This window comes from Collinsella sp. TM05-38 (assembly GCF_003466445.1).
Taxonomy (GTDB): Bacteria; Actinomycetota; Coriobacteriia; order Coriobacteriales; family Coriobacteriaceae; genus Collinsella.
This window is the reverse complement of sequence record NZ_QSPM01000009.1, coordinates 56647-82568: the sequence shown is the minus strand read 5'-3', so window position 1 is coordinate 82568 and position 25922 is coordinate 56647. Positions and strand designations below refer to the sequence as shown.

At 60.9% G+C, this 25922-nt stretch carries 23 protein-coding genes; 16 read left to right on the top strand and 7 right to left on the bottom strand.

Going from position 1 to position 25922, the window contains the following annotated elements; all coding sequences use genetic code 11:
* Positions 1-88: 88 nt before the first annotated feature.
* The 8 genes from DXD49_RS06730 to DXD49_RS06695 all read left to right on the top strand — a co-directional run bounded on the left by DXD49_RS06730 (position 89) and on the right by DXD49_RS06695 (position 11501).
* Positions 89-3562, top strand: a complete 3474-nt coding sequence (locus DXD49_RS06730) for an SNF2-related protein (RefSeq protein WP_117794565.1) — start codon at positions 89-91, stop codon at positions 3560-3562.
* A 165-nt stretch (positions 3563-3727) separates the two neighbouring features.
* Positions 3728-4090, top strand: a complete 363-nt coding sequence (locus DXD49_RS06725; RefSeq protein WP_117734444.1) for a desulfoferrodoxin family protein — start codon at positions 3728-3730, stop codon at positions 4088-4090.
* Between the two features lie 117 nt (positions 4091-4207).
* Positions 4208-6193, top strand: coding sequence for a hypothetical protein (locus tag DXD49_RS06720; protein WP_117794564.1), 1986 nt, complete (start codon positions 4208-4210; stop codon positions 6191-6193).
* A 137-nt stretch (positions 6194-6330) separates the two neighbouring features.
* The gene (ruvC, locus tag DXD49_RS06715; protein WP_117763159.1) at positions 6331-6852 is read left to right on the top strand and encodes a crossover junction endodeoxyribonuclease RuvC; all 522 of its coding nucleotides are present in this window, start codon (positions 6331-6333) and stop codon (positions 6850-6852) included.
* Positions 6852-7472 (top strand): Holliday junction branch migration protein RuvA, encoded by a 621-nt coding sequence (ruvA, locus tag DXD49_RS06710; RefSeq protein ID WP_117763158.1) that lies wholly within the window; start codon positions 6852-6854, stop codon positions 7470-7472. Before ruvC ends, ruvA begins: the two co-directional genes overlap by 1 nt.
* A complete protein-coding gene (gene ruvB, locus DXD49_RS06705) occupies positions 7472-8539 on the top strand; it encodes a Holliday junction branch migration DNA helicase RuvB (RefSeq protein ID WP_117735946.1) in 1068 nt (355 codons plus the stop codon). The genes ruvA and ruvB overlap by 1 nt, the downstream gene beginning before the upstream one ends.
* A 131-nt stretch (positions 8540-8670) precedes the next feature.
* Positions 8671-10338: a formate--tetrahydrofolate ligase gene (locus DXD49_RS06700; protein ID WP_117763157.1), complete on the top strand. Its 1668-nt coding sequence runs from the start codon at positions 8671-8673 to the stop codon at positions 10336-10338.
* A gap of 176 nt (positions 10339-10514) precedes the next feature.
* On the top strand, positions 10515-11501 hold the full coding sequence (locus tag DXD49_RS06695; RefSeq protein ID WP_117794563.1) for a hypothetical protein: 987 nt from the start codon (positions 10515-10517) through the stop codon (positions 11499-11501).
* Between the two features lie 18 nt (positions 11502-11519).
* Here the strand turns inward: DXD49_RS06695 and DXD49_RS06690 are convergent, their stop codons facing one another.
* Positions 11520-12701, bottom strand: coding sequence for a cation diffusion facilitator family transporter (locus DXD49_RS06690; RefSeq protein ID WP_117794562.1), 1182 nt, complete (start codon positions 12699-12701; stop codon positions 11520-11522).
* A gap of 218 nt (positions 12702-12919) precedes the next feature.
* Between DXD49_RS06690 and DXD49_RS06685 the strand changes: the two genes are divergently transcribed.
* Positions 12920-14257, top strand: coding sequence for a hypothetical protein (locus tag DXD49_RS06685; protein WP_117794561.1), 1338 nt, complete (start codon positions 12920-12922; stop codon positions 14255-14257).
* A gap of 445 nt (positions 14258-14702) precedes the next feature.
* Here DXD49_RS06685 and DXD49_RS06680 read toward each other — a convergent pair whose 3' ends face one another.
* From DXD49_RS06680 to DXD49_RS06665, 4 genes are all read right to left on the bottom strand, one after another.
* Complete coding sequence (locus DXD49_RS06680) at positions 14703-14942, bottom strand: hypothetical protein (RefSeq protein WP_117794560.1); 240 nt, start codon at positions 14940-14942, stop codon at positions 14703-14705.
* A gap of 32 nt (positions 14943-14974) precedes the next feature.
* Positions 14975-15763 (bottom strand): ADP-ribosylglycohydrolase family protein, encoded by a 789-nt coding sequence (locus tag DXD49_RS06675; RefSeq protein WP_117794559.1) that lies wholly within the window; start codon positions 15761-15763, stop codon positions 14975-14977.
* Between the two features lie 139 nt (positions 15764-15902).
* Positions 15903-16355, bottom strand: coding sequence for a helix-turn-helix domain-containing protein (locus tag DXD49_RS06670; RefSeq protein ID WP_117794558.1), 453 nt, complete (start codon positions 16353-16355; stop codon positions 15903-15905).
* A gap of 45 nt (positions 16356-16400) precedes the next feature.
* Positions 16401-16571: a type II toxin-antitoxin system HicA family toxin gene (locus DXD49_RS06665; RefSeq protein ID WP_117763153.1), complete on the bottom strand. Its 171-nt coding sequence runs from the start codon at positions 16569-16571 to the stop codon at positions 16401-16403.
* Between the two features lie 243 nt (positions 16572-16814).
* On the opposite strand from DXD49_RS06665, the gene DXD49_RS06660 reads away from it, so the two are divergent.
* Positions 16815-17084, top strand: a complete 270-nt coding sequence (locus tag DXD49_RS06660) for a hypothetical protein (protein WP_117794557.1) — start codon at positions 16815-16817, stop codon at positions 17082-17084.
* Between the two features lie 94 nt (positions 17085-17178).
* On the opposite strand, the gene DXD49_RS06655 is transcribed toward DXD49_RS06660, so the two are convergent.
* Both DXD49_RS06655 and DXD49_RS06650 read right to left on the bottom strand, forming a co-directional pair.
* Positions 17179-17772, bottom strand: coding sequence for a hypothetical protein (locus tag DXD49_RS06655; protein ID WP_117794556.1), 594 nt, complete (start codon positions 17770-17772; stop codon positions 17179-17181).
* A gap of 227 nt (positions 17773-17999) precedes the next feature.
* Positions 18000-18602 carry a hypothetical protein gene (locus DXD49_RS06650; protein ID WP_117794555.1) on the bottom strand — a complete coding sequence of 201 codons (603 nt, stop codon included), beginning with the start codon at positions 18600-18602 and terminating at the stop codon, positions 18000-18002.
* Positions 18603-18965: 363 nt separating this feature from the next.
* Between DXD49_RS06650 and DXD49_RS06645 the strand changes: the two genes are divergently transcribed.
* The 6 genes from DXD49_RS06645 (at position 18966) to DXD49_RS06620 (ending at position 25647) form a co-directional block, all read left to right on the top strand.
* The gene (locus DXD49_RS06645; protein ID WP_117794554.1) at positions 18966-19805 is read left to right on the top strand and encodes a zinc-ribbon domain-containing protein; all 840 of its coding nucleotides are present in this window, start codon (positions 18966-18968) and stop codon (positions 19803-19805) included.
* A 186-nt stretch (positions 19806-19991) separates the two neighbouring features.
* Positions 19992-20624 carry a cyclodeaminase/cyclohydrolase family protein gene (locus DXD49_RS06640; RefSeq protein WP_118405694.1) on the top strand — a complete coding sequence of 211 codons (633 nt, stop codon included), beginning with the start codon at positions 19992-19994 and terminating at the stop codon, positions 20622-20624.
* Positions 20625-20626: 2 nt separating this feature from the next.
* Positions 20627-21481, top strand: a complete 855-nt coding sequence (locus DXD49_RS06635; RefSeq protein WP_117794552.1) for a bifunctional 5,10-methylenetetrahydrofolate dehydrogenase/5,10-methenyltetrahydrofolate cyclohydrolase — start codon at positions 20627-20629, stop codon at positions 21479-21481.
* A 354-nt stretch (positions 21482-21835) separates the two neighbouring features.
* Positions 21836-23359 (top strand): C69 family dipeptidase, encoded by a 1524-nt coding sequence (locus DXD49_RS06630; protein WP_117794551.1) that lies wholly within the window; start codon positions 21836-21838, stop codon positions 23357-23359.
* A gap of 99 nt (positions 23360-23458) precedes the next feature.
* Positions 23459-23875: a hypothetical protein gene (locus DXD49_RS06625; RefSeq protein WP_055250902.1), complete on the top strand. Its 417-nt coding sequence runs from the start codon at positions 23459-23461 to the stop codon at positions 23873-23875.
* Positions 23876-23883: 8 nt separating this feature from the next.
* Complete coding sequence (locus DXD49_RS06620; RefSeq protein ID WP_117794550.1) at positions 23884-25647, top strand: AarF/ABC1/UbiB kinase family protein; 1764 nt, start codon at positions 23884-23886, stop codon at positions 25645-25647.
* Positions 25648-25922: the final 275 nt, after the last annotated feature.

Genomic DNA, 25922 nt, shown 5'->3' with positions numbered 1-25922 from the left:
GGGGTCGGAATGCGTCTCAACCGACATATGGGGGTAGCTAAAATAGCCCCGTCCCAAATTAGCTACCCTGTGTGGATTGGAGGAAGTGATGGCACAGGGGACGTTTGTGCAGGCGCTTCGCAAAGAGGCGGCGTTGAGCGGCACCTTTATGAAGGGGCGCTCGCTCATGCTCAATGGCGCCGTGCTGTCGATTGAGGACAGCGGCTCACGCTTCTCCAAAAACGTGACGGTCGAGGGCTCGGTGCGCGGCTCGCGCGGCGACCTGTACAAGACGCACGTGGCGCTCGACATGGACGAGCACGAGGTTGTCGACTACGACTGCGATTGCCCGGCCGCCTTTCGCTATTCCGGCATGTGCAAACACGCTATCGCCACGGCGTTGGCGTATCTGGATGCCAGTGGCGCCGAGCCCGTCGAGGGCTTGCGCACGCCGGTTCGCACGACTACGGTACCGCCCGCACAATCCAAGCAGTCCGCCCGCCCCGCGCCCACCGCATCCGCGGTCAACCCTAACTTTCCCTTCCCGGCGCCCGTTCCCACGAGCCCGAGCCTTATGGCGGCGCTCTCCGATCTGTCGGAAGCGCGCATGGACGAGCTCGTGGTCATGCGTCGCAAGCTCGCCGGCGCCATTGATCCCGATGCTCCCAAAGCGGTACTGGAGCCCTCGTTGGTGCCGTACTACAATCCGCTGTTTGGCGAGCGCTTTAGCTGGGCGCTCGAGTTTCGCATCCGCTGCGGTTCGGTGTCCTATGTGGTTAAGGATATCGACGGCATGGCCGATGCCTATGTGCGCGGCGGCACATTTTCTTACGGCAAGAAGCTTACGTTTGCCCATGTGCCCGAGGCCTTCGATGACGTGTCGACAAAGTTGCTCGACCTTGTCACGATGACGGTTGCCTACCTGAGCGACATCACGAGTTCGCGCTCGGCGTCGTACGACTTTGCCCGCAGCGGTTTTGTCACCGAGCGTCAGTTGCCGCTATCCGAGTATTCCATCGTGTCCGTGCTGGACCTGCTGCGCGGTAGGACCATTTCCTTTGAGCCTGCCTGGTCGCGGGGGACGACGACGCATCGCTCCTACGAGGTGGCGGTCGAGCCGTCGCCGCAGGGAGAAGACGAAGCCCCGACTTGCCGCCCACCGCTCCTCGCCGCAAAGATTGCTCCGGCGGCGGGAGGTAGCTATGACCTGCGCCTGCCGGCCGATATGTATTGCTTCGCCTCGGACAACGTTGCCTACCTGGTCGACACACGCCACGCGCGCCGTACCGACGCGGCGTTTGCCCAACACGCGGCGTCGTTCCTGTCGCGCTTGTTGCCCTGCCGCACGCCGGCCCATGTCGCCGCCGACCAGGTGGGCGAGTTCTGCCGCATGGCGCTGCCGATCTTGCGCGACTACACCGACCTGACCGCTCCCGCCGCCCTTGATGCCGTGGCACCCGAGGCGAGCTTCCATTTTGAGATTGGCGTCGACGATGGGCTCGTGACCTGCATAATTACGGTTACCTACGGCGACTGGTCGGCAGATCTCTTTAGCCTGGGCGCTCCGGGCAGCCCCTTCGAAGAGCGCCGCCCGGGCGTTCCGCCGCGCGACGAGGTGGCGGAGTTTCGCGTTATGGACACGGCGGCCCTGTACTTCGATTTCTACGAGGGCGGCCTGGCGTTTGAGGAGCGCGATGACGAGAGCTTGTTCTGCCTGCTGACCGAGGGCCTGTCTGCCCTGTCCGAGTTGGGCGAGGTTATGCTCAGCGACCGCCTGCGCCAGATCTCGGTGCGCCCTGCACCCAAACTTTCGGTGCGCGCCACCGTTAAGAGCAACTTGCTCGACGTCGAGTTGGGCGCGAGCGGGCTTTCGGCGGCAGACCTTGCCGTCTATCTCGATTCGTACAAGCGTCATCAAACGTTTGCGCGCCTTACGTCCGGCGACATCATTCGCCTGGACGAGGGAGCCCGAGCCGCGTATGGCCTCGCCGAGGACCTGGGTGTCGATGCTGTCGACCTGCTCGACGGTGTGTCGCTTCCCGCGTCGAGTACCCTGTTTGTCGATAGCATGCTTGCGCACACGCCGGCGCTCGAGGCCGATCGCGACGCCGCGTTCCGTCGTACCGTCGAGCGCCTGGACACGCTCGGCAAGATGGACTTTACGGTGCCCGCCTCGCTCAAGGCCACGCTGCGCGGCTATCAGGTCGACGGCTATCAGTGGCTCGGCTCGCTCGAACACCTGGGCCTCGGCGGCATCTTGGCCGACGACATGGGCCTGGGCAAAACGCTCCAGATGATCGCGCATATCCTGGCGCGCGTGGAGGCGGGGGACACCAAGCCCACGCTCGTGGTATGCCCGGCCTCACTCGTGTACAACTGGACTGCCGAGCTGGAGCGCTTTGCGCCCTCGCTCGATGTGTGCGCCATCGTGGGCGCCAAGGCGCAGCGCCGCGTGCAGATTGCCGGCGTGGCAGAGCATAACGTGGTCGTGACGTCGTATGACCTTATGCGCCGCGATATCGACGAGTACGCCGGGCAGGATTTTGCCCGCGTGGTGCTCGACGAGGCCCAGTACATTAAAAACCCGCTCACCCAGGTGGCACGCGCCGCAAAGCGCCTGCCGGCCGGCGTGCGCTTTGCCCTGACGGGCACGCCCATCGAAAATCGCCTATCCGAGCTCTGGAGCATCTTCGACTTTTTGATGCCGGGCCTGCTGGGCACGCGCGAGTCGTTTGCCAAGCGCTTTGAGAGTCCCGTCGAGCATGCCGAGGGCGACAGCGCCGCCCGCCTGCAGGCGCTCGTATCGCCGTTTGTGCTGCGTCGCGTAAAGGAAGACGTGGTGGCCGACCTGCCCGAGAAGATCGAGGATACGGTCATGGCGCAGCTCACCGGCGAGCAGCGCAAGCTCTACCTGGCCAACCAGGACCGCATCGCCCAGCAGGTGCAGCATCGCGAAGCATCCGAGTTTAAGAAAGACAAGCTCAAGGTGCTCGCCGAGCTTACCAAGCTGCGCCAGATCTGCTGCGACCCGCGTCTACACTACGAGGATTACAAGGCGGGGAGCGCCAAACTCGATACGTGCATGGAGCTCGTGTACGGCGCCCTCGACGGCGGGCATCGCATCCTGTTGTTCAGCCAGTTTACGGGCATGCTCGATATCATCGGTAAGCGCTTGGCCAAGGAGGACATCGCTTTCCTTAAGCTCACGGGCGCTTCGTCTAAGGAGAGCCGCGCCAAGATGGTCGCACAGTTCCAAGCGGGCGAGGTTCCGGTCTTTTTGATTTCGCTCAAGGCGGGCGGCGTGGGCCTTAACCTGACGGCGGCCGACGTGGTCATTCACTACGACCCGTGGTGGAACGTGGCCGCACAGGATCAGGCGACCGACCGCGCGCATCGTATTGGCCAGCAACACACCGTGACCGTGTACAAGCTCATCGCCAAGGACACGATCGAGGAACGCATTATGCAGATGCAGGAGTCCAAGCGCGATCTGGTCAACAGCGTGCTCGGCGGCGACGGCATCTCGTCGGCGCTGTTTACCCGCGAAGATGTTCTGACACTGCTCGGCGGCGACGGGCGCTAGCTGCGCGCGGGGTGGGACTGCTGGAGTGGGCAGGACGGTCGACGCATTTTGGCCCGACCGCTTGCCTGATCCGTTATGTGTTCATTTGCTATGCCGTGGATGGTTTGTCTGCATTTGGGCATAAGAACCATCAGGAATATTGGCACATCAGCAAAGGAGAACATCATGGCGAAATTCTTTAAGGACCCCGACGGTAAGCTCATCGCCGCTCTCGGCAACGACGTTGCAACCCCTGCCGGCTGCACGGAGCTGACCGCGAACACCGAGGACGCGGCGCACGAGAAGCACGTGCCCGTCGTCGAGACCGAGCGTGACGGTCACGTGATTCGCGCACGCGTTGGCTCGACGGAGCACCCCATGCTGCCCGAGCACTACATCGAGTGGATTGCCCTTGAGGCCGAAGGCCGCCTGGAGGTCCATTACCTTGAGCCCGGCATGAAGCCCGCGACGTTTTTTGCCGGCGGCTCCAAGACCGGTACCGTCTATGCCTATTGCAACCTGCATGGGCTGTGGTCCGCGACGTTCTAGGAGCGCGCCCCCGCTCGGGGTATCATAGCTAGCATATGCACATGCGAGCGCCGACTGCATCATGCGGCCGGCGCTTTTACTACGACAACGATGGTTTACGACGGAAAGGGCTGAGCCATGAAGCTCGCACTTGCACAGATCGATATGCGCCTGGGTGATATTGAGGGCATTTGCGGTCGCATCGAGGACCAGGCGCGCCTGGCTCATGAGCGCGGCGCGCGCGTGCTGTGCGTGCCAGCTCCGCTCTTTATGGGAGCCCTGCCCGGCGGCCTGGTGGGCGCTGCCGACTTTGAGCACGACGTGCTGACGGGTCTGACCGGTGTTGCCGGGCGTATCCAAGAGCTCGATATGATCTGCATCGTGCCCGCGGCGGTTTCGTTTGAGGGCCAGCCGCTGCTCGACTACATGATGCTTAAGGACGGTCATGTGGTGCCGGCGCGTTCGAGCATTGCCCTGCAGCGTGGCGAGAACAACGATACACGTTGGGCGCCGCCGGTGTTCGACGTGGACGGCGTGCGCATCGCCGTGATTTTTGACTTGGACCGCGAACTCGAGATGCTGCCGACTGGCGTCGACCTCATTGCGTATTTCCAATTCAACGCGTTTGACATGACCGACCGCGAGACTGCTGCCATTGCCGCCGTTCGTAGCGGCGCCTACCGCAAGATCGCATCCAAGCGCAGCGTGTGGTTTGCCTGCATGGCGCCGGTCGGTGCCTATGACGAGTCGGTGTATACCGGCGGTTCGTTTGTGCTCGACGACTGCGGTCGCGTGGTGGCCCAGGCGCCGTGTTTTGAGGAGAGCCTGCTGGTTCAGGAGATTCAGCGCGGCGTGATGCTCGATGCCCTGGAAGATCACGAACTGCCCGAGTTCCGTTCCGAGGAGTGGCTGTGGCAGGCGCTGGTGCTCGCCGTGCGCGACAACGCCCGAGCCCACGGTGCGTCGCGTGCTGTGCTGGCACTCGAGGGTGACTTGCCGTCGTCCCTGCTGGCGGCGCTGGCCGTCGACGCTCTGGGCCCGCGTAATGTGATTGGCCTGGTGCTGGGGCGCAACCGTATTTTTACGCCGGCGCAGGAGGAGGTGGAGGCTGCCCGCTGTGCCGCCGTCCGCGCCATCGCCGAGCGTCTGCACATTCGCACTGTCGAGCGCGATGCGCCGGATGCGGCGCGTGTGCTCGATCGCGACGTGTCGGCGGGCGATGCCGAGCGTCTGCGCTCGCGCACGCTGGGCCTCATGCTGGAGGACACGGCGCTCGAGCTGGGTGCGATGGCGCTGAGCCCGCTTTCCAAGACCGAGTACGCGCTGGCGGCGCCGGCGCTTTGCGGCGGCTATCAGGGCGATTACGCGCCTTTTGGCGATGTGTACCTGTCGACGCTTGAGTTTGTGACGCGTGTGCGCAACCGCACGTCTGCCGTGGTGCCCCAAGAGCTCGTGACGCTCAACGCGGTGGAAGATTGTATGGAGCGAGTGCTGGCGCAGGCGCTCTCGACGCTTGACGGTCCGGTCGATATGCTCGACCGCGCGGCACAGCTGCTCGGCGGGCTTGAGCCGGGTGAGGTCGATGGCGCGCTCGAGGCGCACGTGGACCGCAATCGATCTTTCGACGATATCCCGATGGCCGCTGGCAAGCCTGAGGCCTGCTCGCTGCTGCTGATGCTCGTTCGACAGGGTGAGGCTGCCCGCCGCATGTTGCCGACGGCACCGATCGTCTCGTCCCGCTCGTTTGCCGAGCGCTCTTGGCCGTACATGCTCGCGTGGTCCGACCTGGGGCTTAACGGCAAGGAGCGTATGACGGTTGATTCGCTGGCACGCGCCGAGGTGCGCCGTTTTGCTGACGAGGATACGAGTGAGCGTATGCGCGGCGAGATGATGGGCATACTGGGCGAGCTACTGGGTATTTCGCCCGAGCAGATGGAGGAGCTGCGCTCTGAGGACGGTCAGCGTCGTTTGCACGAGGGAATGAAGAAGTTCGAGGGCGAGGTTCAGGACGCCATCGATAAGATGATGGGCGGTCAGGGCGGCTCGCAAGGTGGTCCCCAGGGTGGCCCGATGCCGCATCCGCCGGTTGATCCCCGACGGTTCCCATTCTTCTCGCAGAACTAAACTGGGGATGGGATTCGCTCCCAACCCCGATACTTCAACTAAGCATCTTGACCCCGTTGTGTTATTCTAGAACAGACGTTCGTGAATGATGCGCGGGGCCTTGCTTTGTGCTGTGCTGGTGACGAGGGGAGGTCGGCTTGGTTATCTTGGGTATCGACCCTGGTTTGGCCCATACGGGTTGGGGGATTATCGAGGAGCGGCGTGGCGAGGTTCGCTGTCGTGCCTATGGCTGCATCGAGACCAGTGCCGGAAGTCCGCTCGCGGTGCGCCTGTCGCATATCGCCCGCGATCTTAAGGATGTCGTCGAGCGCTATCGCCCCGATACCGCGGCTGTCGAGAGCATCTACTTTGGCGCCAACGTCCGCTCGGCCATCCCCACGGCGCATGCCCGCGGTGCTGCGCTCGTGGCGCTTTCGGAGTGCGCGCTCGAGATTGGCGAGTACACGCCCATGCAGATCAAACAGGCTGTGGTGGGCACCGGCGCCGCGGACAAGCGGCAGGTCGCCTACATGGTACGCACGCTCACGCAGCTCGACCACGACCCGCATCCCGACCATGCCGCCGATGCCCTGGCCTGCGCCATCTGCCATGTAAACCTCAGCCGCACCCGGGTGCTTACCGGTGGCGAGTTCTATCAACAGAGAGGAACCGGATACTGATGATTTCCCAGCTCCACGGCACGCTTGTCGAAGCCACGATGAGCTCTGCTGTCGTCGATGTGTCGGGCGTTGGCTTTGAGCTCGGCATCTCGGGCAGCACTGCGGCCACGTTGCCGACGTCCGGCGGCGAGGTCCGCCTCTACACGCGTATGCAGGTGCGCGAGGACGCCATGACACTTTTCGGTTTTTCCTCCAAGGACGAGCGCACGATGTTCGACCGGCTCGTGTCCGTCTCGGGCGTTGGCCCGCGCTTGGCGCTCGCCGTGCTTTCCACCTATACGGTGGGACAGCTGTATTCGCTGGTGATGGCCGAGGACGACAAGGGCATGGCCAAGGTGCCCGGCGTGGGCAAAAAGACCGCCCAGCGCCTCATCTTGGAGCTCAAGAGCACCTTTGCCAAGGACAAGGGCTTTGTGCCGGTCGACGTGATTCCCGGCCAGGTCGCAATGCCGGTGCCCGCCGCCGCTCCCTCGGCGATTGATGACGCTCGCGCGGCGCTTCTCTCCATGGGCTTTAGCCCGCAGGAGACCGATGTTGCCCTGAGCGGGTATGATGGGCAGAATATGCGTGTCGAGGATCTGCTCGGCGCGGCGCTTAAGCGACTTGGAATGGATGCGTGATGTGGGAAGCCGATGACTCTCAGGACCTGTGGGCGACGCCCGGCAACTCGCCGGCGGCATCCATGGCGCACGGTGAGCGCATGGTGGGCTCGGAGCTGACGCCCGAGGACCTCGATGTCGATCGTACCCTGCGTCCCCAGCGCTTGGATGACTACTGCGGTCAGGAGCATATCAAGCAGAGCCTTCGCGTGCTGATTGAGGCCGCGCAGAGCCGCGGCGAGACGCTCGACCACGTGATCTTCTCGGGCCCTCCGGGTCTGGGCAAGACCACGCTGGCTACGGTTATCGCCAACGAGCTGGGCGCTCAGATTAAGACGACGAGCGGTCCGGCCATCGCGCGCACCGGCGACCTGGCGGCCATTCTGACTAACCTGCAACCGGGTGACGTGCTGTTTATCGACGAGATCCACCGCCTCAACCGTTCGGTCGAGGAAGTTCTGTATCCCGCGATGGAGGACTTTGCGCTCGATATCGTGATCGGCAAGGGTCCGGCTGCGCGCTCGATTCGCTTGGATATTCCCAAGTTTACGTTGGTGGCGGCCACGACCCGTTCGGGCATGTTGACCGGCCCGTTGCGCGACCGCTTTGGCATTTCATATCGCCTGGACTACTACACGGTCGAGGAGCTCGCCCAGATTGTGACGCGCTCGGCGACTATCCTGGGCGTGACGATCGACCATCCGAGCGCGCTCGAGATCGGCTCGCGTTCGCGCGGCACGCCACGCCTTGCCAATCGCCTGCTCAAGCGCGTGCGCGATTACGCGCAGGTGCGCGGCAACGGCCCTATCGAGCTCGATATCTGCCGTCAGGCGCTCGAGTTTTTCGAGATCGACGAGCTTGGCTTGGACTGGATGGATATTCGCATTTTGGAGACACTCGCCAAGACGTTCTCCGGCCGTGCCGTTGGCTTGACCACGCTTGCCAGTGCGGTGGGCGAGGACCCGGGTACGCTTGAGGATGTCTATGAGCCGTATCTGCTGCAGTGCGGGTTGATGATTCGCACGCCCCAGGGCCGTCAGGCAACCCTTCGCACCTTTGAGCATTTGGGAATTGAGCCGACCGTTTAGGATGGGTTTGTAGGCTATCGCTGGGCATTGGGTAAACATATCGCCGTTCGTCGGTTACGGGTGTTTTACTATTGCGCGCCCGTGCTATGCTGGATTGGTCTTTTTCTCATCCGGTAACGAAAGGACCGCCCATGCCTACTGACATCGAAATCGCACGTTCTGTTACGCCGCTGCCTATTACCGAGGTGGCCAAGAACGCCGGCGTCGACGTTAAGCATCTGATTCCGTACGGCTTTGACAAGGCAAAGGTCGACTATTCCCTGCTCAACGAGCCGACCGATCACCAGGCCAAGCTTGTCCTCGTGACCGCCATCAACCCCACGCCTGCGGGCGAGGGCAAGACCACTACGACCATCGGTCTGGCCGATGGACTGCGCCGTCGCGGCGTCAAGAGCGCTGTGGCCCTGCGTGAGCCTTCGCTCGGCCCTGTCTTTGGCGTCAAGGGTGGCGCTGCCGGCGGCGGCTGGGCGCAGGTCATCCCCATGGAGGACATCAACCTGCACTTTACCGGCGACTTCCATGCTATTGGCGCCGCCAATAACCTGCTGGCCGCCATGCTCGACAACCATATTCAGCAAGGCAACCAGCTCGGTATCGATGTTAAGCGCATCACCTGGAAGCGCGTTGTCGATATGAACGACCGTCAGCTGCGCCACGTCATTGACGGCATTGGCGGTAAAGCCCAGGGCGTGCCGCGCGAGGACGGCTTCGATATCACCGTCGCCTCCGAGGTCATGGCAATTCTGTGCCTGTCTACGAGCATCAGCGACCTCAAGGAGCGCCTGGGCGAGATCGTCGTCGGCTACAGCTTTGCCGGCGAGCCCGTCCGTGCCCGCGACCTTAAGGCCCAGGGTGCCATGGCCGCGTTGCTTAAGGATGCGCTCAAGCCCAACCTGGTGCAAACGCTCGAGGGCACGCCCGCGTTTGTCCACGGCGGTCCCTTCGCCAACATTGCCCACGGCTGCAACTCTATCATGGCCACGCGTATGGCGATGCGCTTTGGCGATGTCGCCATTACCGAGGCCGGCTTTGGTGCCGATCTGGGTGCCGAGAAATTCCTGGACATCAAGTGCCGCATGACGGGCGTTCGTCCCAACGCCGTCGTGGTCGTCGCGACCGCTCGCGCCCTTAAGTACAACGGCGGTGTTGCCAAGGCCGACCTCAACGAGGAGAACCTCGAGGCCCTCAAGGCCGGCATGCCCAACCTGCTGCGCCACGTCGACAACATCCAGAACGTCTACGGTCTGCCCTGTGTGGTCGCCATCAACCGCTTCCCGACGGACACCGAGGCCGAGCTTGCGCTCATCGAGTCCGAGTGCCAGAAGCTGGGTGTCAACGTGAAGCTGTCCGAAGTTTGGGCCAAGGGCGGCGAGGGCGCGCTCGATCTGGCCGATGAGGTCATGCGCCTGATTGAGCAGCCGAGCGAGCTCAAGTTTGCCTACGAGGACGGTGCCGATGTGGCCGACGCCCTGGAGGCTGTCGCCACTAAGGTCTACCGCGCCGATGGCGTCGACTTTACGCCGGCTGCCAAGCGCCAGCTCGCCGAGCTGCGCGAGAACGGCTTTGGCAACCTGCCGGTGTGCGTTGCCAAGACCCAGTACAGCTTTAGCGACAACGCCAAGGCGCTGGGCGCTCCTGAGGGCTTCCGCATCACGGTACGCGAGCTCAAGGTTTCCGCCGGTGCCCACTTTGTGGTCGCGCTGACCGGCAGCGTTCTGACCATGCCGGGTCTGCCCAAGGTTCCCGCGGCCGAGAACATCGACGTCGACAACGACGGCAACATCACCGGCCTGTTCTAAGCCTGCTGCTCATAGCCGCTTGCCCGCCCCACCGCGCCTACCAAGGCCCGGCGGGGCTTTTGTTTCTGGCCGCGCTTGTCTTGTAGATACCGACGGGCTCTGCCCATCATAGGCTTTTGCGCGGGTAGAATGCATGGATAACTTGATGCTTACGGGCGACGGAAAGGAATCGTTGCATGGATCAGGACAAGACAACCGTGATGGGCGGCTACGGTTCCGCGCAGGCTGGCGATAGCGCCGATGCGACCCGCGTTGTTCCCAACCCCGGCTATACCGACCCCGCCGCGACGCAGCCTTCTGCCGAGCCCACCCGGGTTATGGACTATGGCGACACGGCGCAGGATTCTTACGCTGCATCTTCGCATGGCCCCTATGGCAACGCAGCTCCGGACCCGTTTGATTACGCGCCGCAGGATTCTTATGCCGCCTCGACGCCGAATCCCTATGATGACCTGCCGCAGAATCCCATTTCGCAGCCTCAGCAGACGACGTATATGCCTCGCACGGCGCAGCCTCGCTACGGGTCGCGGGAGCCGTATCGCGAGTACCCCAAGTCGATTCCGCAATATGGCGAGGACGAGGAGAAGAAGCCGTCGCGTTCGTCGAGCGTGATCAAGAAGATCCTCATTGTGCTGGCGATCTTCTTTGCCCTCTCGATTGTGTTCGCCATTGTGTCGGGCATGCTCAACAAGCGAGGTGCTACAACCAGCACGACGGCCGAGCAGACAGAGGTCGCCCAGGTGGGTGCAGTAGAGCTGGGCGATATCCCGGGACAGTACTGGTCCAACGCCAAAAAGATTCTCAAGTCGCGCGGCGCTGATCTTTCGAATGCCGTGGTTCTGACTGATGATGGCTCAACGCCCGTCGTCGATGCCAACTGGGTCGTTACTTCTGCCTACTATAACGACAACGGTAACCTTGAAATTCAACTCACGCATAAGAACAGCTCGGGCAACTCGTCCGACGGCCAAAGCGGCACCGACAGCTCGAGCTCCAACATGCTGGAGGACCTGAGCAACAAGGCGCAGGAATTGGGAGACAAGGCGCAAGAGCTGGGCGATACGACACAAAACCTGGGCGATACCGCGCAGAACTTGGGAGACATGGCGACAGATGCCTGGAACGCCCTACAAAACGGCATTTTGGGTGCACAGGGAAACTAGCGGCCGAGCGGAGCGGGGTTACAGCTGCTCTGCCGGACGCTCGGGCGAGCTAAAGCCCGAGTCAAATGTGACGACGCACGAGACATCGGGCCGGCGCTCGTGCACGATGCGCGTGACGAGCTCCAGCAGCTCCTCGTCGGATATGTCAAAGCCGTCGGGACGCACCAGGTCAAACGAAACGAACCCGTCGTGCTCGTGCAGGTCGTGGATGGAGAGCGCGGGATTGATCTGCATGACACCGCGCTTGACCCAGCCGCGCAGGTCGTCGCCTGTGGTGGCGATGGGGTCGCTGTGCAGCGTGATGTCGATGCCCATCTGGCGCTTGATGTCGTGCTCGATGGTGTCCAGGATCTCGTGGTGCTCAAACGCGTCGCCCTCGCCGGGCATCTCCACGTGGGCGCTGGCAAACTGGCGGCCGGGGCCGTAGTCGTGCACCATGAGGTCGTGCGTGCCCAGGACCTGCGGATACGACATGATCTTGTCGCGAATCGCTTGAACAAGCTTAGGGCTGGGTGCCTGTCCCAACAGTGGACTGATGGCGTCGCGCACGAGGCCCATGCCGCTGATGCAGATGAAGATGCCCACGCCCAGGCCTGCCCAGCCATCGAGGTCAAAGCCGGTCGTTTGCGAAATAAGTGCTGCCGTCAAGACCGCGCCCGAGGTGATGACATCGTTTTTGGAGTCCTGTGCTGTGGCGATGAGCGTCTCGGAATCGATTCGGTTGCCCAGTGCGCGGTTGAACGCGGCCATCCAGAGCTTAACGAGCATGGACAAGACGAGGGCGGCTAAGGAGAGCACCGAATATGCGGTGGGGGAAGGCTTGATGATCTTAGTGGCCGACTCGAGGATCAGGTTGATGCCGACGGCGCAAACCAGGACGGCGACGAATAGGCCGGCTAGGTACTCATAGCGGCCGTGGCCATAGGGGTGACCTTCGTCTGCCGGGCGGCTGGCAAGGCGGAACCCAAGCAGGCTCACGATGTTGCTCGAGGCATCGGAGAGGTTGTTGAAAGCGTCGGCGATGAGGGAGACGGAACCGGCGAGCAGGCCCGCGATGCCCTTGGCCAGGCACAGGGTGATGTTGAGGCCAATGCAGATGAGGCTTGCGGCAAAGCCCGCGTTGGTGCGGGTGCCGGCATCGACCGGTTCGCCCTCGCTGCCGGGAACAAGTTTATGTACCAGTCGATGAACAAATAGCATGGCGATCGTCCTCACAATCATGTTTAAGGGGATAGTGTAGCTCGCGCGGGGGCGCCGTGCACCGATGATCAGAAAATGCAGCAATAGTCTGCCGGTGCTAACGAGCGAGTCTTCTCGTCTGCCTGGGTGGTCCATTTTGGGCCACATGGGTATGGGCATATGACTGTTTACTCGACATACTTAATGTCGACAGCCCCTGTGCAAAGGAGGACGTTTCCATGGATGAGATGTTTGCTATTAAATGCCAAAACTGCGGCGGCCCCATGTACTCACACCAGGCTAAGCGCAGCTTTGAGTGCGCCTATTGCGGTGCGGTCATTCCGTGGCAGGCCGATGCGGGGGAGCCCAAAAGCGCCTTGGGCATTCGCCATGCGCCGCTGACGGTTGTCGATGGGCTGCTTAAGCTCACGCATGTGTCGCAACTCGAGCGCCCGGAGGACCCGGACTGGTATTTCTTCAATTCGCACTGGCGCAATCAGTCGGTCCTGGAACATCTGCTGTGGGAGGATCGCGGCACGGCGCAGGAGCTCCAAGAGGCCACGCATGTGAGCATTCCTTGCCCCTTCTGCGGAGCGTCCTTTGAGGGCGAGTCAACGCAGCGTGTGTTTGAGTGCCCGTCCTGCGGCAACAAGATCGGCATTGCCGACCTGCTCAAGCCCGGTACGTTTAGCAAACGTCTGACCATGGGCGTGGGTGCGGAGTATGTGCCGGAGCAGGGTATTCCCTGCGAAATCTCGCCGCAGCAGGCACGTGCCAACGCGCTGCAGCTGGTGCGCCAGTACCCGGATGTCTTTGCCGGGCACGACGTGGAAGACGCGATCCAAAACGACATGATGCTCTTCTATTTCCCCATGGCGCTGGCGGACCTGCGTATGATGGCGAGCTTCCCGGGCAAGGGCCTGAGCAAGGAAACCCTGGTGTACTACGAGGTGCTCGACTGGGCATACCCCAGGGCAAACTACCTGGACGTTCGCCTCATGGGCATTTTGGAGCCGTGGGACTTTGCCAAGGTCGGTCCGTTCGATCCCGCCATGCAGGAAGGTGACTTTCGCGTTGTCTCCGTCGATGCGTCTACCAAGGACCAGGTGGTCATTGATAAGTTGGCGCTCGACATTGCCGGCAACGATGCCGAGGCGGTGCTGGGGCTCAATAAAAAGAGCATCCGCACTTGGGCGCGCAAGGCCCGCAAGCATAAGGACGGCCTGGTGATGGTGCCGGTCTACTTTGTCGATCGTCCGGCGACGGACAGCCGCGATGGCGAGCAGGTGCGCATCGCCGTGAACGGCCAGACGGGTCGTGCGGCCGCGGTGGTGTTTAGCGACAAGCGCGAGACGCATATCGTGGCGCCGCTCAACCCGAGCCTGCATCTGTCCGGCGAGAGCACCGTGCACGCCACGCCCATCGAAGTCAAATATGTTAAATCGCCGTTCCTATACCAGATCGTGCGCCGTGGAGACGGCGAGCAACCGCGCCAGGTTGCAGCCGCCGTCGAGGGTTCCTACCGAGAGGAGAAGCCCAAACGCAAGGGCTTGTTCGCTGCGATCTTTGGTAAGTAGGGGAGTGGTGCCGGTTGGCTCGCGAGAGTGCGCAACACCCCGCCCGTGATGGCAGATGTAAATAAACGGTGGAGCGACTGCAAAGGAGCCGTCTCACTGGGTAAAATCAGGATGTGCCGCGGAACCCGCTCCTCAGCTACTCAAACTTCGGAGACGCGGGCAACGCAGGTGCTAATGTCTAAAGGGCCGGCTGCAACCGGCCCTTTTCATGACTCCCTTCGCTATCCGTTACTGCTTATATTCCCGCCAGATCGAGTAGAGGTTCCGGGTAATGCCGGTCACATACATCGAGAGGCGCAGGATTTCAAGAAACAAGTTCATAGGCTTCACCCCAATCGGAGATCGGAGCGTTGCCCGCAGGCGGATTCCGCGGCGGTCAAGATTTCACCTCACAGGCCGCGGTGGGGGACATCCTGCCCATCCCATGGTTTGGACCAGTGTCGATCTAACGGGCAATCAAGCCTCTAGCTCTCTGTGAGTTGAGCAGGCATCTGCCCGAAGAAGCTGAGCCCGGATGTCTCATAAATGAGTGACCGCCATCTTCGGTCCTGTAGACCCCGCAGGGGAGGTAACGCTCGTCGGGGAGGACATAGAGGTTGGCTTCTTCCTTCAGTCCTGCTGGAAATAGCGGAATCCCGTTTTCGTCCACTTGGAACTCGTCTATATTTGCGATCTTCCTCTCCATGACGCCTCCTGCCTTATTTCTTGAATGGCGCCCTAAAACAGGCAGCTCTCAATCAGCTCTTTTCCGCGTAGGGCGTCGACCCACTCCTGTGGGATGGCTTTGAGACCGTAGGCCGTGCCGGCGAGGGCGCCGGCGACGGCTGCGGTGGTGTCGGTGTCGTCGCCCAGGTTGACGGCGGCAAGCACGCAATCTTCGTAGCTGTTAGTGTTGACGAAGCACCAAGTGGCTGCCTTAAGCGTGTCGCGCACGAAGCCGCCGGACCTGATTTCGTACTCGGGCACGCCTTTCAGATGGAGTGCCCACGAGGGGAGCACGTCGTTCATCACATCCCTCATCAGCTCGACATATATGATGCATGCGTCGGTTGACGTTCTGTGGGCGTGCGTAATCGCGGAGACCTTTCTGACCTCTTCGTCCGTCGCATCGGTGAACGCCAGGGGAGCGATGCGCATGAGCGATCCGTTGCCATTGTCGCGCTCGCCGGAGCCACCTTTGCCGGTGTGCAAGGCGCAGGCGGTCGTACCACCGTAATCGAAAACGCCGTCAATCGTATACTCGCCACGGGCAATCCAGCTTACGAACTTGTCGCGCATGTCTGCGGTGTCGATATGCCCGAGCTCCCTAATCGAGTCGCAGGTGGCAAGCGTCATAGATGTGTCGTCGCTCCAAGTGCCGGCGGGCTGCCCATGCGTGCCGTAGCCGATCATGTCCGTGCATTCGAACGTGCCGCGGGGCCTGAACTCGTAGGGAACGCCCAACGCGTCGCCGACGGCAAGCCCGTAAATACAGTCGCGTAGCGTTGTTTTCGGTCTGTCTGTCATGGGAAACACCTCTCGTACTTTGGATTGAGGATGCGCGGCTACCTGCGGCAATATGTTCAGTTCGATTCGCGACGCAGTGCGTCGCGAATCGAGAGAACTCAATAGTCAATATGCCAAAATGGTATGCCTAGACGTCTCTTTACACGGCAACAGGCATTTCTTTTGGGCGTCCTGCCTTTGGAGCGTCGGCGAGTCGTGCCTCGATGGAAGCTTTGGATACCATGCGCTTGGTGCCATCCTTCCATGAATCCAACAGTCCAGCATTTATCAGTTGTGATACTCTTGCCGAGCTAACGCCAAGTATGCGCGCGGCATCCGCTGCGGTGACGGCGGGGATATCGTTGAGTTCGCGACTGACGGCCACGACGATAATCTTGCCACCGTGCTGCGGCTCGTGGCCAAAGTCCGGCGCAGGCAGGTCAACGCCGCCCATTAGGTGGTCATCGACCATGCATGCGAGAAAATCAGCGGCGCTTTCGACAGCGTCGTTTAGGTCGGATCCGAACGTTCCACCTCCGCCCAGCGAGCCACATGGCACAGCGTCGACAACGCCGTCCGAATCAAAGAACTCGAATTCCCATACGTAAACCATGTAAGACCTCCTTTAAAAAGCGATGCGAAATGTGATGAGGATGAGCTATCGAAGCCCTGCCTGCCTTAGGATTCTTTTGGCAATTTGCTCCTCGATCTCTCGATGGCGTTTCACGAGCACGAGCTTGTCGCCTTTGACGAACTTCTCGTGATTGGTGCTTCCTTTCGAGATGAAGCCGGCTTCTTCGAGGATACGGATCAATTCGCGTCTCTGCATCTCAGCCTCTTTCAATAACTATATATTAGCACTTACTAAGGGTTTTAGACTTAAATCTTAGCCATTGCTAATCCCTTGTTTTATTTCACCATCCTTGGATAACGGCTTATAGTCCTTGCGGTATTAGTTTATTTGCTCGTGCGGACACGATTTGGTGCTCCGTGCGCGACCGCGAAAAGGGTTTGCGGTGACTAAAATGTGACCATAGAGACAGTTTTAGCGAGCCCCACGGGAGTGACGCGCATGGACAACAATACGCTGCTATTCCAGGACAAAGGTTCGGGTAGGTTTAAAGACGTTAAGATCTACCCGAATCGCCTTGAGGTGCTTAAGAAGGGCGTTCTCGGCGGCAAGCACACCGAGATTGTCTATCTTAAGGACATTACGGGGGTCAACAGGGTCAAGGGCCGCGACGTTTTCCTGCGCAACAGGTTGTTGACTGCTTGTGTCTTTAGCCCGAGCAGCCGCTTCCAAGCTCAGGAGTTTGTGAATGCGTTGAACATGGTGATGTGACCGGGCGCTTTCGAACACAAAAAGCCGGGATGCAAGGAGTCGCACCTTGCATCCCGGCTGAGCTAAAACGGCGCTGCTGCATGCCGTTGGAGCTTTAGCGCTTGATCTCGATATCCTCGAGCTTGACGTCCATGGCCTCGGTCTTTGCCTTGGCGATGTCGTCGGCAAATTCCAGGGACTTCATCATGGCTTCGACGGCGTCCTTGTGCTCCTCGACGTTGTCGATGCGCACGTAGACGCTGCCGCCGCCTGCTTCGGTGAAGTACTCGGTCGTCACGCCGCCCGAGTGTGTATAGGAAGCGTTGCGCCATGTCTTGCCGTTGTACTTGACGGGGTCATTCTCGGTCCACTCAAAGTTGGCCTTCCATTTGGCCTCGTAGTCGAACAGCTCGTCGGCGTTCTTGTCAGAGTCGAAGACAGGGATGAAGCGATCGCTGGCGTGCTCGCTCTCGGTGAACTTAAACTGGGCCCTGTCGGCCGTGTCGCCGGCAACGTCGGTGATCTCGACGCCCTCGGGGACCTCGACTTTAAACCAAATGAAGTCGGTCCTCATATCCACGGCTGGCTTTTCTGCTCCGCCGCCACCGCCACTGCCGGTAGCGCCACCGCTGCCACCGCAGCCCATCAGGGCAACCGCGGCAAAGAGACTGATGCAGAGGGTGAGAATCGCAAAGGCCTTCATTTTCATGGTCGTGTCCTCCTCGATCTGTAACCGCCCATGGATTACCTGCCTTTACTGTACGCGTGGATGGCTCGCTAGGGTGGGCCATGTGTCCCATTCTGGGGGCTGGATTTGCGCCGACAAGTGGCAATATGCGCGGGTGTAAAAGAGGGGAGGGCCGATGCTATCGACCCTCCCCGGTGTTGGGTGCCCGATCATTTAATGACTGCGCATGCGATGCTGCGTGCGAGCCCCTAATGCCTGATCTCGATGCTCGAAATCTCGACTTCGCGTGCCTCGGCAACTGCCTTCGCCATGTCATCGGGGAACTCGATGGAGCTGAGGAGCGCCTCAGCTTCTTTCTTGTGCTGGTCGAAGTTCGAGATGAGGACGTAGACGCTTCCCGGCTCAACGTCGGTAAAAAGCATGGTTGAGATGCCGCTGTTGTCCTCGTATGTTCCGACGAGCCACGTCCTGCCGTTATACTCGACGGACCCGCCGTCCTTCCACTGGAACGTGTCCCCCTTCTTTTCCGCCTGGTCGGCGTGGGATTCCTCGGCCGTCAGCGCTTTTTTCCAAACGGGGATAAAGCGATCGGCCGAACCGTTCTCGTCTTTGGGGAAGGTGAGCTGGACCCTGTCGGCGTTCTTGCCGGCGGAATCGCTTACACCAACGCCCTCCGGCATCTCGACCTTAAACCAGATAAAGTCGGTCTTCTTGGCGACGGGGGCCTTTTCCTTGCTCTCGCTCTTGGGGACGCTGCCGCCGCCCGATGCGCTCCCGCCGCAGCCGACAAGGGCAAACGCGGCAAAGAGGGCGATGCAAAGGGAAAGGATTGATAGGGTCTTTTTCTTCATGGTGGCGTCCTCCTTGTCTGCCGGTGACATCACGGCGCCGTATGCTGTTGGGGTACTGATTGCGCTGGCGGCGGATGTCTCTGTGTACTGTCCGGCTTATGCCTCCGTTCATCGCTTGTGGCCGTTGCGCGGCCGTGCCCCAACGGGTTCCTTACTTATAGATATGCCTCAGCTTGTGCTGCCCGGGAGTCTCGAAAGGTGGGCCATATGTCCCATGTTTGCGTGTGCGGGCTTGCCGCAAGGTGGGCCTGGCACTGGGCAAGCGTGCGGCTTGGTTAATCCTCCCAATGTTGCGCAACAGCGATGCCGGCTTAAGGTTTTAGACTTGGCTGTGACAAAAGCTAAACCACGAAAGGTCGAACGATGTTCTGTCAAAAATGCGGACAGCAAGTTCCCGATGGATCGACGTTTTGCACGCATTGCGGGGCCTCGCTGGCGGGTGGTTCCGTGCCGACGCCTACGGGCGCTGGCCCTTCCTCTGCCCCGGGTCTAACCCAGTCGATGCCGCCGGTCGCGCCTGCGCCTCAAAAGCCTAAGAGCAAGGCGCCGGTCATTATCGCTGTGGCATGTGCTGCTGTGGTCCTCATCGGTGGCGGCACGGTGTTTGCACTCACGATGCTTAATGGGTCCAAGAGCTCTGACACGCAAATCTCGGTGATCGATACCGGGTCTTCGGACGAGAAAGATTCTTCTGCCAAGAAGAAGAGCGACAAGTCCAAGGCCAAGGAATCCTCGTCGTCCGATGACGAGGCCGTTCCCGAGGACGAGTCGGCATACTACGGTTCGGGCGATTCGGACGATTACCTAACCGACGTGTATACGTACACGAACGACATGCATCCTTATAGCATGTCGATTCCCAATCGCTTTGAGATGGAAGATACTCCCAACGGCAGCGGCGCCAGGTATGAGGACCCGGAGACGGGCTTTGTAATCAACCTGTTTGGCTACGTCAACATTAACGACGAAACTGCACACGAGATGTTCGTCGATGAGGACACCTCGGGCAAGGCCGACCTCTATACCGCAGAGGGCGACAACTGGTACGTGGTCTCGTGGCGCGAGGGCGACACGATCATTTACGAAAAGACGATCGTCACGGATTCGACGATTGCCACGGCGCATTTGGAGTACTCGACTGCAAACCGCGACATGGGATTGAAGATTATCGACACACTGCTGCCGACGTTTCAGGTGGACTAGGCGCCCGTGCCTATAGCCGGCAATCGGAAACACCGATAGCCAGAGCTCCTGACAGTCTTTGTCTTATGGGCTAGACTGGCTTGGACAAGATCGATGAATGGGACAACCGCTTCCTGGCGTCGTTGTCCCATTTTTTTATTATGCGTGCGGCCCGTGGTGGCCGGCGCGGTGGGCAGAGGTGTTTCGATGAGTCAAGAGATGATGGATAAAACCTGTCGAGAGTTTGCCGAGGCGCTTGCCGCACGCGAGCCGGTGCCCGGCGGCGGCAGTGCGAGCGCCTTTGTGGGCGCGCTGGGCGCCTCGCTTTGCGGAATGGTTGCTCGCTATGGCGCGACGAACCCCGCGCTTGCCGATCGCATGGACGATCTGACGCACGCGTTTGCCCAGGCAGACGAGTTGGCGCAGGAACTTGTGGGTCTGGTTGCCGAGGATGTTCGTGCATACGGCCAGGTGTCCGCGGCATACGGTATTCCTCGTGATGATCCGGCTCGACCCGCGGCGATTCAGGATGCGTTGCGCGTGGCGGCCATGCCTCCGTATCGGATTATGGATGCCTGCGGACGCGCGCTGGCACTGCTCGAGGACATGGCCGACAAGGGCTCGCGTCAGCTGCTGTCAGACGTGGCGTGCGGTGCCGTGTTCTGCCGCGCCGCCATGCAGGGCGCGAGCCTGACGCTTTTTGCCAATACCACGTCTATGAAAGACCGGGCGCGCGCCGAGGAGCTCGAGGCGGCGTGTGATGAGCTGCTGGATACGTGGCTGCCGCGCGCCGATGCGCTGGCGCGCCGTGCCGCCGACGCCGCAAGGAAGAGGGGATAGCCATGGCCGTGCTGCTTAAAGGCGCTCCCGTTGCCCGTGCTCTGACCGATGAGCTCGCTGCTCGCTGCGCCGCCCTGCGCGAACAGGGCATCGTGCCGACGCTGGCTATCGTTCGTGTGGGCGAGCGCGAGGACGATCTATCCTACGAGCGTGGCGCCCTCAAGCGCTGCGAGAAGGTTGACATCGAGGCTCGCCGCGTGTTGCTTCCCTCCGATGTTTCGCAGGATGAGCTGCTGGCGGCTATTAAGGACATCAATGCCAACCCTGTTGTTCATGGCTGTCTGATGTTCCGCCCGCTGCCCGCCGGCCTTGACGAGAACGCCGTCGCCGCAGCGCTCGATCCCGCCAAGGACGTTGACTCCATGACGCCGGCCTCGCTGCTTACCACGCTTTCGGGGCGAGGCGAGGGTTTTGCCCCCTGTACGGCCGAGGCCGTGCTTGCTTTGCTTGATCATTACGGCGTTGAGCTGGATGGGGCCAAGGTCGCGGTCGTCGGTCGATCGCTGGTGATTGGCCGTCCCGTTGCCGCCATGCTTACGGCGCGCAATGCCACGGTGACGACGTGCCATACGCATACGCGCGACTTGGCTGCCGAGTGCCGTTCTGCCGACATTGTGGTTGCGGCCGTTGGACGCGCGCGTACGATTGGCGTGGATGCCGTTCGCGGGGATCAGACGATCATCGATGTTGGCATTAACTGGGATGAGGACGCTGGCAAGCTGGTGGGTGACGTCGATTTTGTTGCCGCGGAGCCGGTCGTTGGCGCGATTACTCCCGTACCGGGCGGCGTGGGCGCTGTAACGACGGCGATTCTCGCCAAACACGTGATCGAGGCGGCGGAGCGTGCATCGAAATAGGCGTTTTGGGCTGTTTGAGGGGTTAGCGATATACCACGTGGTCAAAAAACGTCAAATATGAGTACTGTTGCCAAGATAGTCACATATATTTTAGGCCAATTTGGCTCTCTAACGATATTTATTATCGATAGAGAGCCTATTTTATTGGACCTATGAGGAATTACATCATCTAATTATTGAACAGATGTAGACTTCCGACACCCATGCGTAGCAAAATTGCTGTTACTAAATTGGTGACAGTACTCATGTTTGGCATTTTTTGACCACAGGGGTTGCCAGCGCCGTGGTTTCGCCCTTTCTGCGGCGAAGCGATACACTGTTATCGTTTGATTTCTTCGCTCAAGGAGGATGCGCATGCCGTGCACAACGATTTTGGTTGGTAAGAACGCGAGCTACGACGGGTCGACCCTTGTCGCCCGCAACGAGGACTCGTCCAACGGGGTGTTTGAGCCCAAGCGCATGTGCGTGGTGCATCCCGACGAGCAGCCGCGTGTCTACACGAGTGTCCTGAGCCACCTAGCCATTGAGCTGCCCGACAATCCCATGCGTTACACAAGCGTCCCTGACGTTATCCCGGGCCACGGCATCTGGGCCGAGGCCGGCTTCAACGAGCTCAACGTTGGCATGTCTGCAACCGAGACGCTTACCACCAACGAGCGCGTCCGTGGCGCCGACCCGCTCGTGGACTACGTGCCCGCCAAGGGCAACGAGGGTGAGGACGGCTATGTGCCGGCGCAGCCTGGTGGCCTGGGCGAGGAGGACATGGTGACCCTGGTCCTGCCGTACGCTAAGTCCGCCCGCGACGGCGTTCGTATCCTGGGCGACCTGCTCGAGCGCTACGGCACCTACGAGAACAACGGCATCGCCTTTAGCGACGTGGACGAGATCTGGTGGATCGAGACCATCGGCGGTCACCACTGGATTGCCAAGCGTGTGCCTGATGACGCCTATGTGACCATGCCCAATCAGCTGGGTATCGACAGCTTTGACCTGGATGACGCCGAGGGCGCCCAGGTCAACCACATGTGCTCTGCCGACCTGCGCTCCTGGATGGCCGAGTGGCATCTGGACCTGACGCTGGGCGTTGAGGGCGACGGTCCGGCTGTGGTCTTTAACCCGCGCGAGGCCTTTGGCTCGCACAGCGACAGCGATCATGTCTACAACACGCCGCGCGCGTGGTACATGCAGCGCTGCCTCAACCCCAGCGATGTGTGGGACGGCCCCGACGCCGACTACACGCCCGAGAGCGACGATATCCCCTGGAGCCGCGTGCCCGAGCGCAAGGTGACCATCGAGGACATTAAGTATGTGCTTTCGAGCCACTACCAGGGCACGGAGTACGACTGCTACGGCAGCAAGGGCACGCCTGCCACGCGTGGCGCTTATCGCCCCATCGGCATCAACCGCAACAGCCAGCTCGCCGTGTTGCAGCTGCGCCCCTATGCGCAGCCGGCCTATCGCGCCGTGCAGTGGATGGCCTTTGGTTCCAACTCGTTTAACGCGCTGGTTCCGCTGTACGCCAACGTCGAGACCATGCCCGAGTACTATGCCGATACACAGGCTCGCGTGACGTCCGAAAACTTCTACTGGGCCAACCGCCTGATCGGCGCGCTGGCTGACGTTCGCTTCCATGAGTGCGGCCGCGCCGTGGAGGACTATCAGGAGAAGGTCGGTGGCATGGGCCACAAGCAGATCCATGACGTCGATGCTGCCGCAGCCGTTCTGCCCGAGGCCGAAGTGCCTGCCGAGCTCGCCCGCGCCAACGAGGAGTTTGCCGAGCGCGTGCGGGTGGAGACCGATGCTCTGCTGGGCAAGGTGCTCTACACCACGAGCTGCGCCATGAAGAACTCTTTCGCGATGAACGACAACGTGAGGTAGGGATTTCCCGTCGATCGTATAGCGCTAAAACGCTTTGTCGCTTTCGCTCAATCTTGGGTACAAGAACGCCAATGCAGTTGTTTGTGATTGGAGCCAACCATGGTTATGAAACTCGATCAGCTTGTTAACGGTGCCATCAACGTGGGCTTCGGCGCCGCCGCCGTTGCCGTCGAGGGCAGCAAGAAGGTTCTCGACGACCTTAATACCAAGGGTGAGCAGGTGCGCAAGGACGCAGGCGCCCCCGATATCGCCCGCAGCGTGTCCGACATGTTCGAGCAGGCTGGTGGCACTATCTCCGACCTGACCGAGCGTCTGGGCATGCAGGGCGAGACCGCGGCCCAGCGCGTGCTCGACGAACTCATTCTGGCTCGCGTCCGCGTTATGACCGCTCCCGAGCGCACGGCCTTCCTGGCCCATGTGCGCGACATCGTCGATTCGGTCGAGGACAACGTGACCTCGGTGCCCGTCGAGTCCGTTGAGCCCGACGATGCGAAGGATACCGAAGAGGCCGAGTAGCAGCGCAGATGGCAGATTCCACCACCGATTACAACAATCTAGATCCCTTGGGTGACGAGGCGGCGGTTGTCGATGAGGTCGATGCCGCCGTCTCGGGCCCTCGCAAGAAGCCGCGCGCTGTCGATATGGTCCCCGAGGAGCCCGAGGCGATGGCGCCGGATGAGGAATACCAGCTCACGCCGGCGGGTCGCCGCGAGCGCATCGGGCAGATTGTTCGCCTGGTCAAAAAGTACCGCGTGTGGGATAACCTCACGCCGGTTCGTTTGCGCCGCCTGCTCGAGGAACTCGGCCCCATGTTCGTTAAGATGGGGCAGATTCTGGCCAACCGGTCCGAGATTCTGCCGCAACGCTTTTGCGACGAGCTGCGTCGTCTGCGCTCTGACGTGGAGCCGGTGCCGTACGAGGTCGTACTCAGTTGTCTGGAAGAAGAATACGGCCTGCGCCTGGGGGAGATGTTCGATGCGATCGACCCAAATCCGCTTGGTAGCGCATCGCTCGCGCAGGTGCACCGCGCTCGTCTGGTGACGGGCGAGGACGTGGCCGTCAAGGTTCAGCGCCCAGGTGCGCAGCAGGTTATGGCACAGGACATCGATATCATCCGCTCGGTGGTGCGTATCGTTTCCAAGTTCGTCAACACCGATCAATTCGTTGACCTGCACGGCGTAGTCGAGGAATTGTGGACCTCGTTTCGCGAGGAGACCAACTTTTTGGCCGAGGCCAAAAACCTTAACGACTTCTATGAGTTCCATAAGAGCGTGCGCGGCGTGTCGTGTCCCAAGTCTTACCTGGACCTTTGCACCGAGCATGTGGTGGTCATGGACTACGTCGACGGCATTTCGATCGCCGATCCTGAACGCTTGGTGGCCGAGGGCTATGACTTGGAAAAGATCGGTGCCGCAATCGTCGAGGACTACTCGACGCAGGTGCTCGACGACGGCTTTTTCCATGCCGACCCGCATGCGGGAAACATCATTCTCAAGGACGGCATCGTTTACTTTATCGACTTGGGCATGGTCGGGCGTATGTCGAGCCACGACCGCGGTATCGTCAAGGACATGATTTTCGCCGTGGCCGAGGGCGACGTGCCCAAGCTCAAGGATTCGCTTATGCGCTTTGCCGTGACGCGCGGCGATTCAGCCGAGCTCGATCATTCAGCGTTTTTGTCCGATCTTGACTTTATCGTGGCTGACTTTGCGGGCCTTGACCTGAAGGATCTGGATATCGGCGAGTTTTTGACCTCGCTGTTAAACCTCGCGCGTAAGAATGACGTTGAGCTGCCGAGCGTGGTGACGATGTTCGCTCGCGGCATGGTGACGCTCGAGGGTTTGCTGACCGAGTACATGCCCAACGTCAACATGATCCAGATCATCCAGACGCATATTAAAAACGAGAAAAGCACCTATGCGCGCGTGCGCGATATGGGGAGCGATCTTGCCGCGAGCAGCTATCGCGCGGCGAAGGGCTCGCTCGAGGCGGCCGAGTATCTGGGCTTGGCTTCGCGCATGCTCACGCGCGGCCAGCTTAAGGTGAACACGCAGATCATGAGCAGCGATAAGGCGCTGCGACAGCTGGGTGGAATTATCGACCGCATGTCGATGGCAATTGTGATCGCCGGTCTGTTTATCGGTTCGTCGGTGGTGTACTACGCACGCATCGAGCCGGTTGTGTTTGGTATCCCGGTCATTGGCTTTATGGGCTACGTGAGCGCGCTGGTGCTGGCGCTTATGCTGGGCCGCAATATCTGGCTCAACAGTCACGGCGGCAAGCACTAGAGGCTGCGACTGTCACCGCATTTTCCTATCGCAAACAATAGCTTTTACCTTGGGCTTCGCCTGCGTGCGAGGCCCTTTTGCGTGATAGCATATTGACAGTAATAATAGATGGCCTAGATGGTGGTGCGGAGACGCACGAATGCGCGGTTTTCCTGCGCGTTTGGGAGAATCGGGGTGCAAGTCCCCGGCTGTACCAGTAACCGTAATTCCTCTTGGCTCGGGATGTTCGCGTCGCAGATCGGACGGCGCGCCTGAGCCGTTAAGGTTAAGTCGGA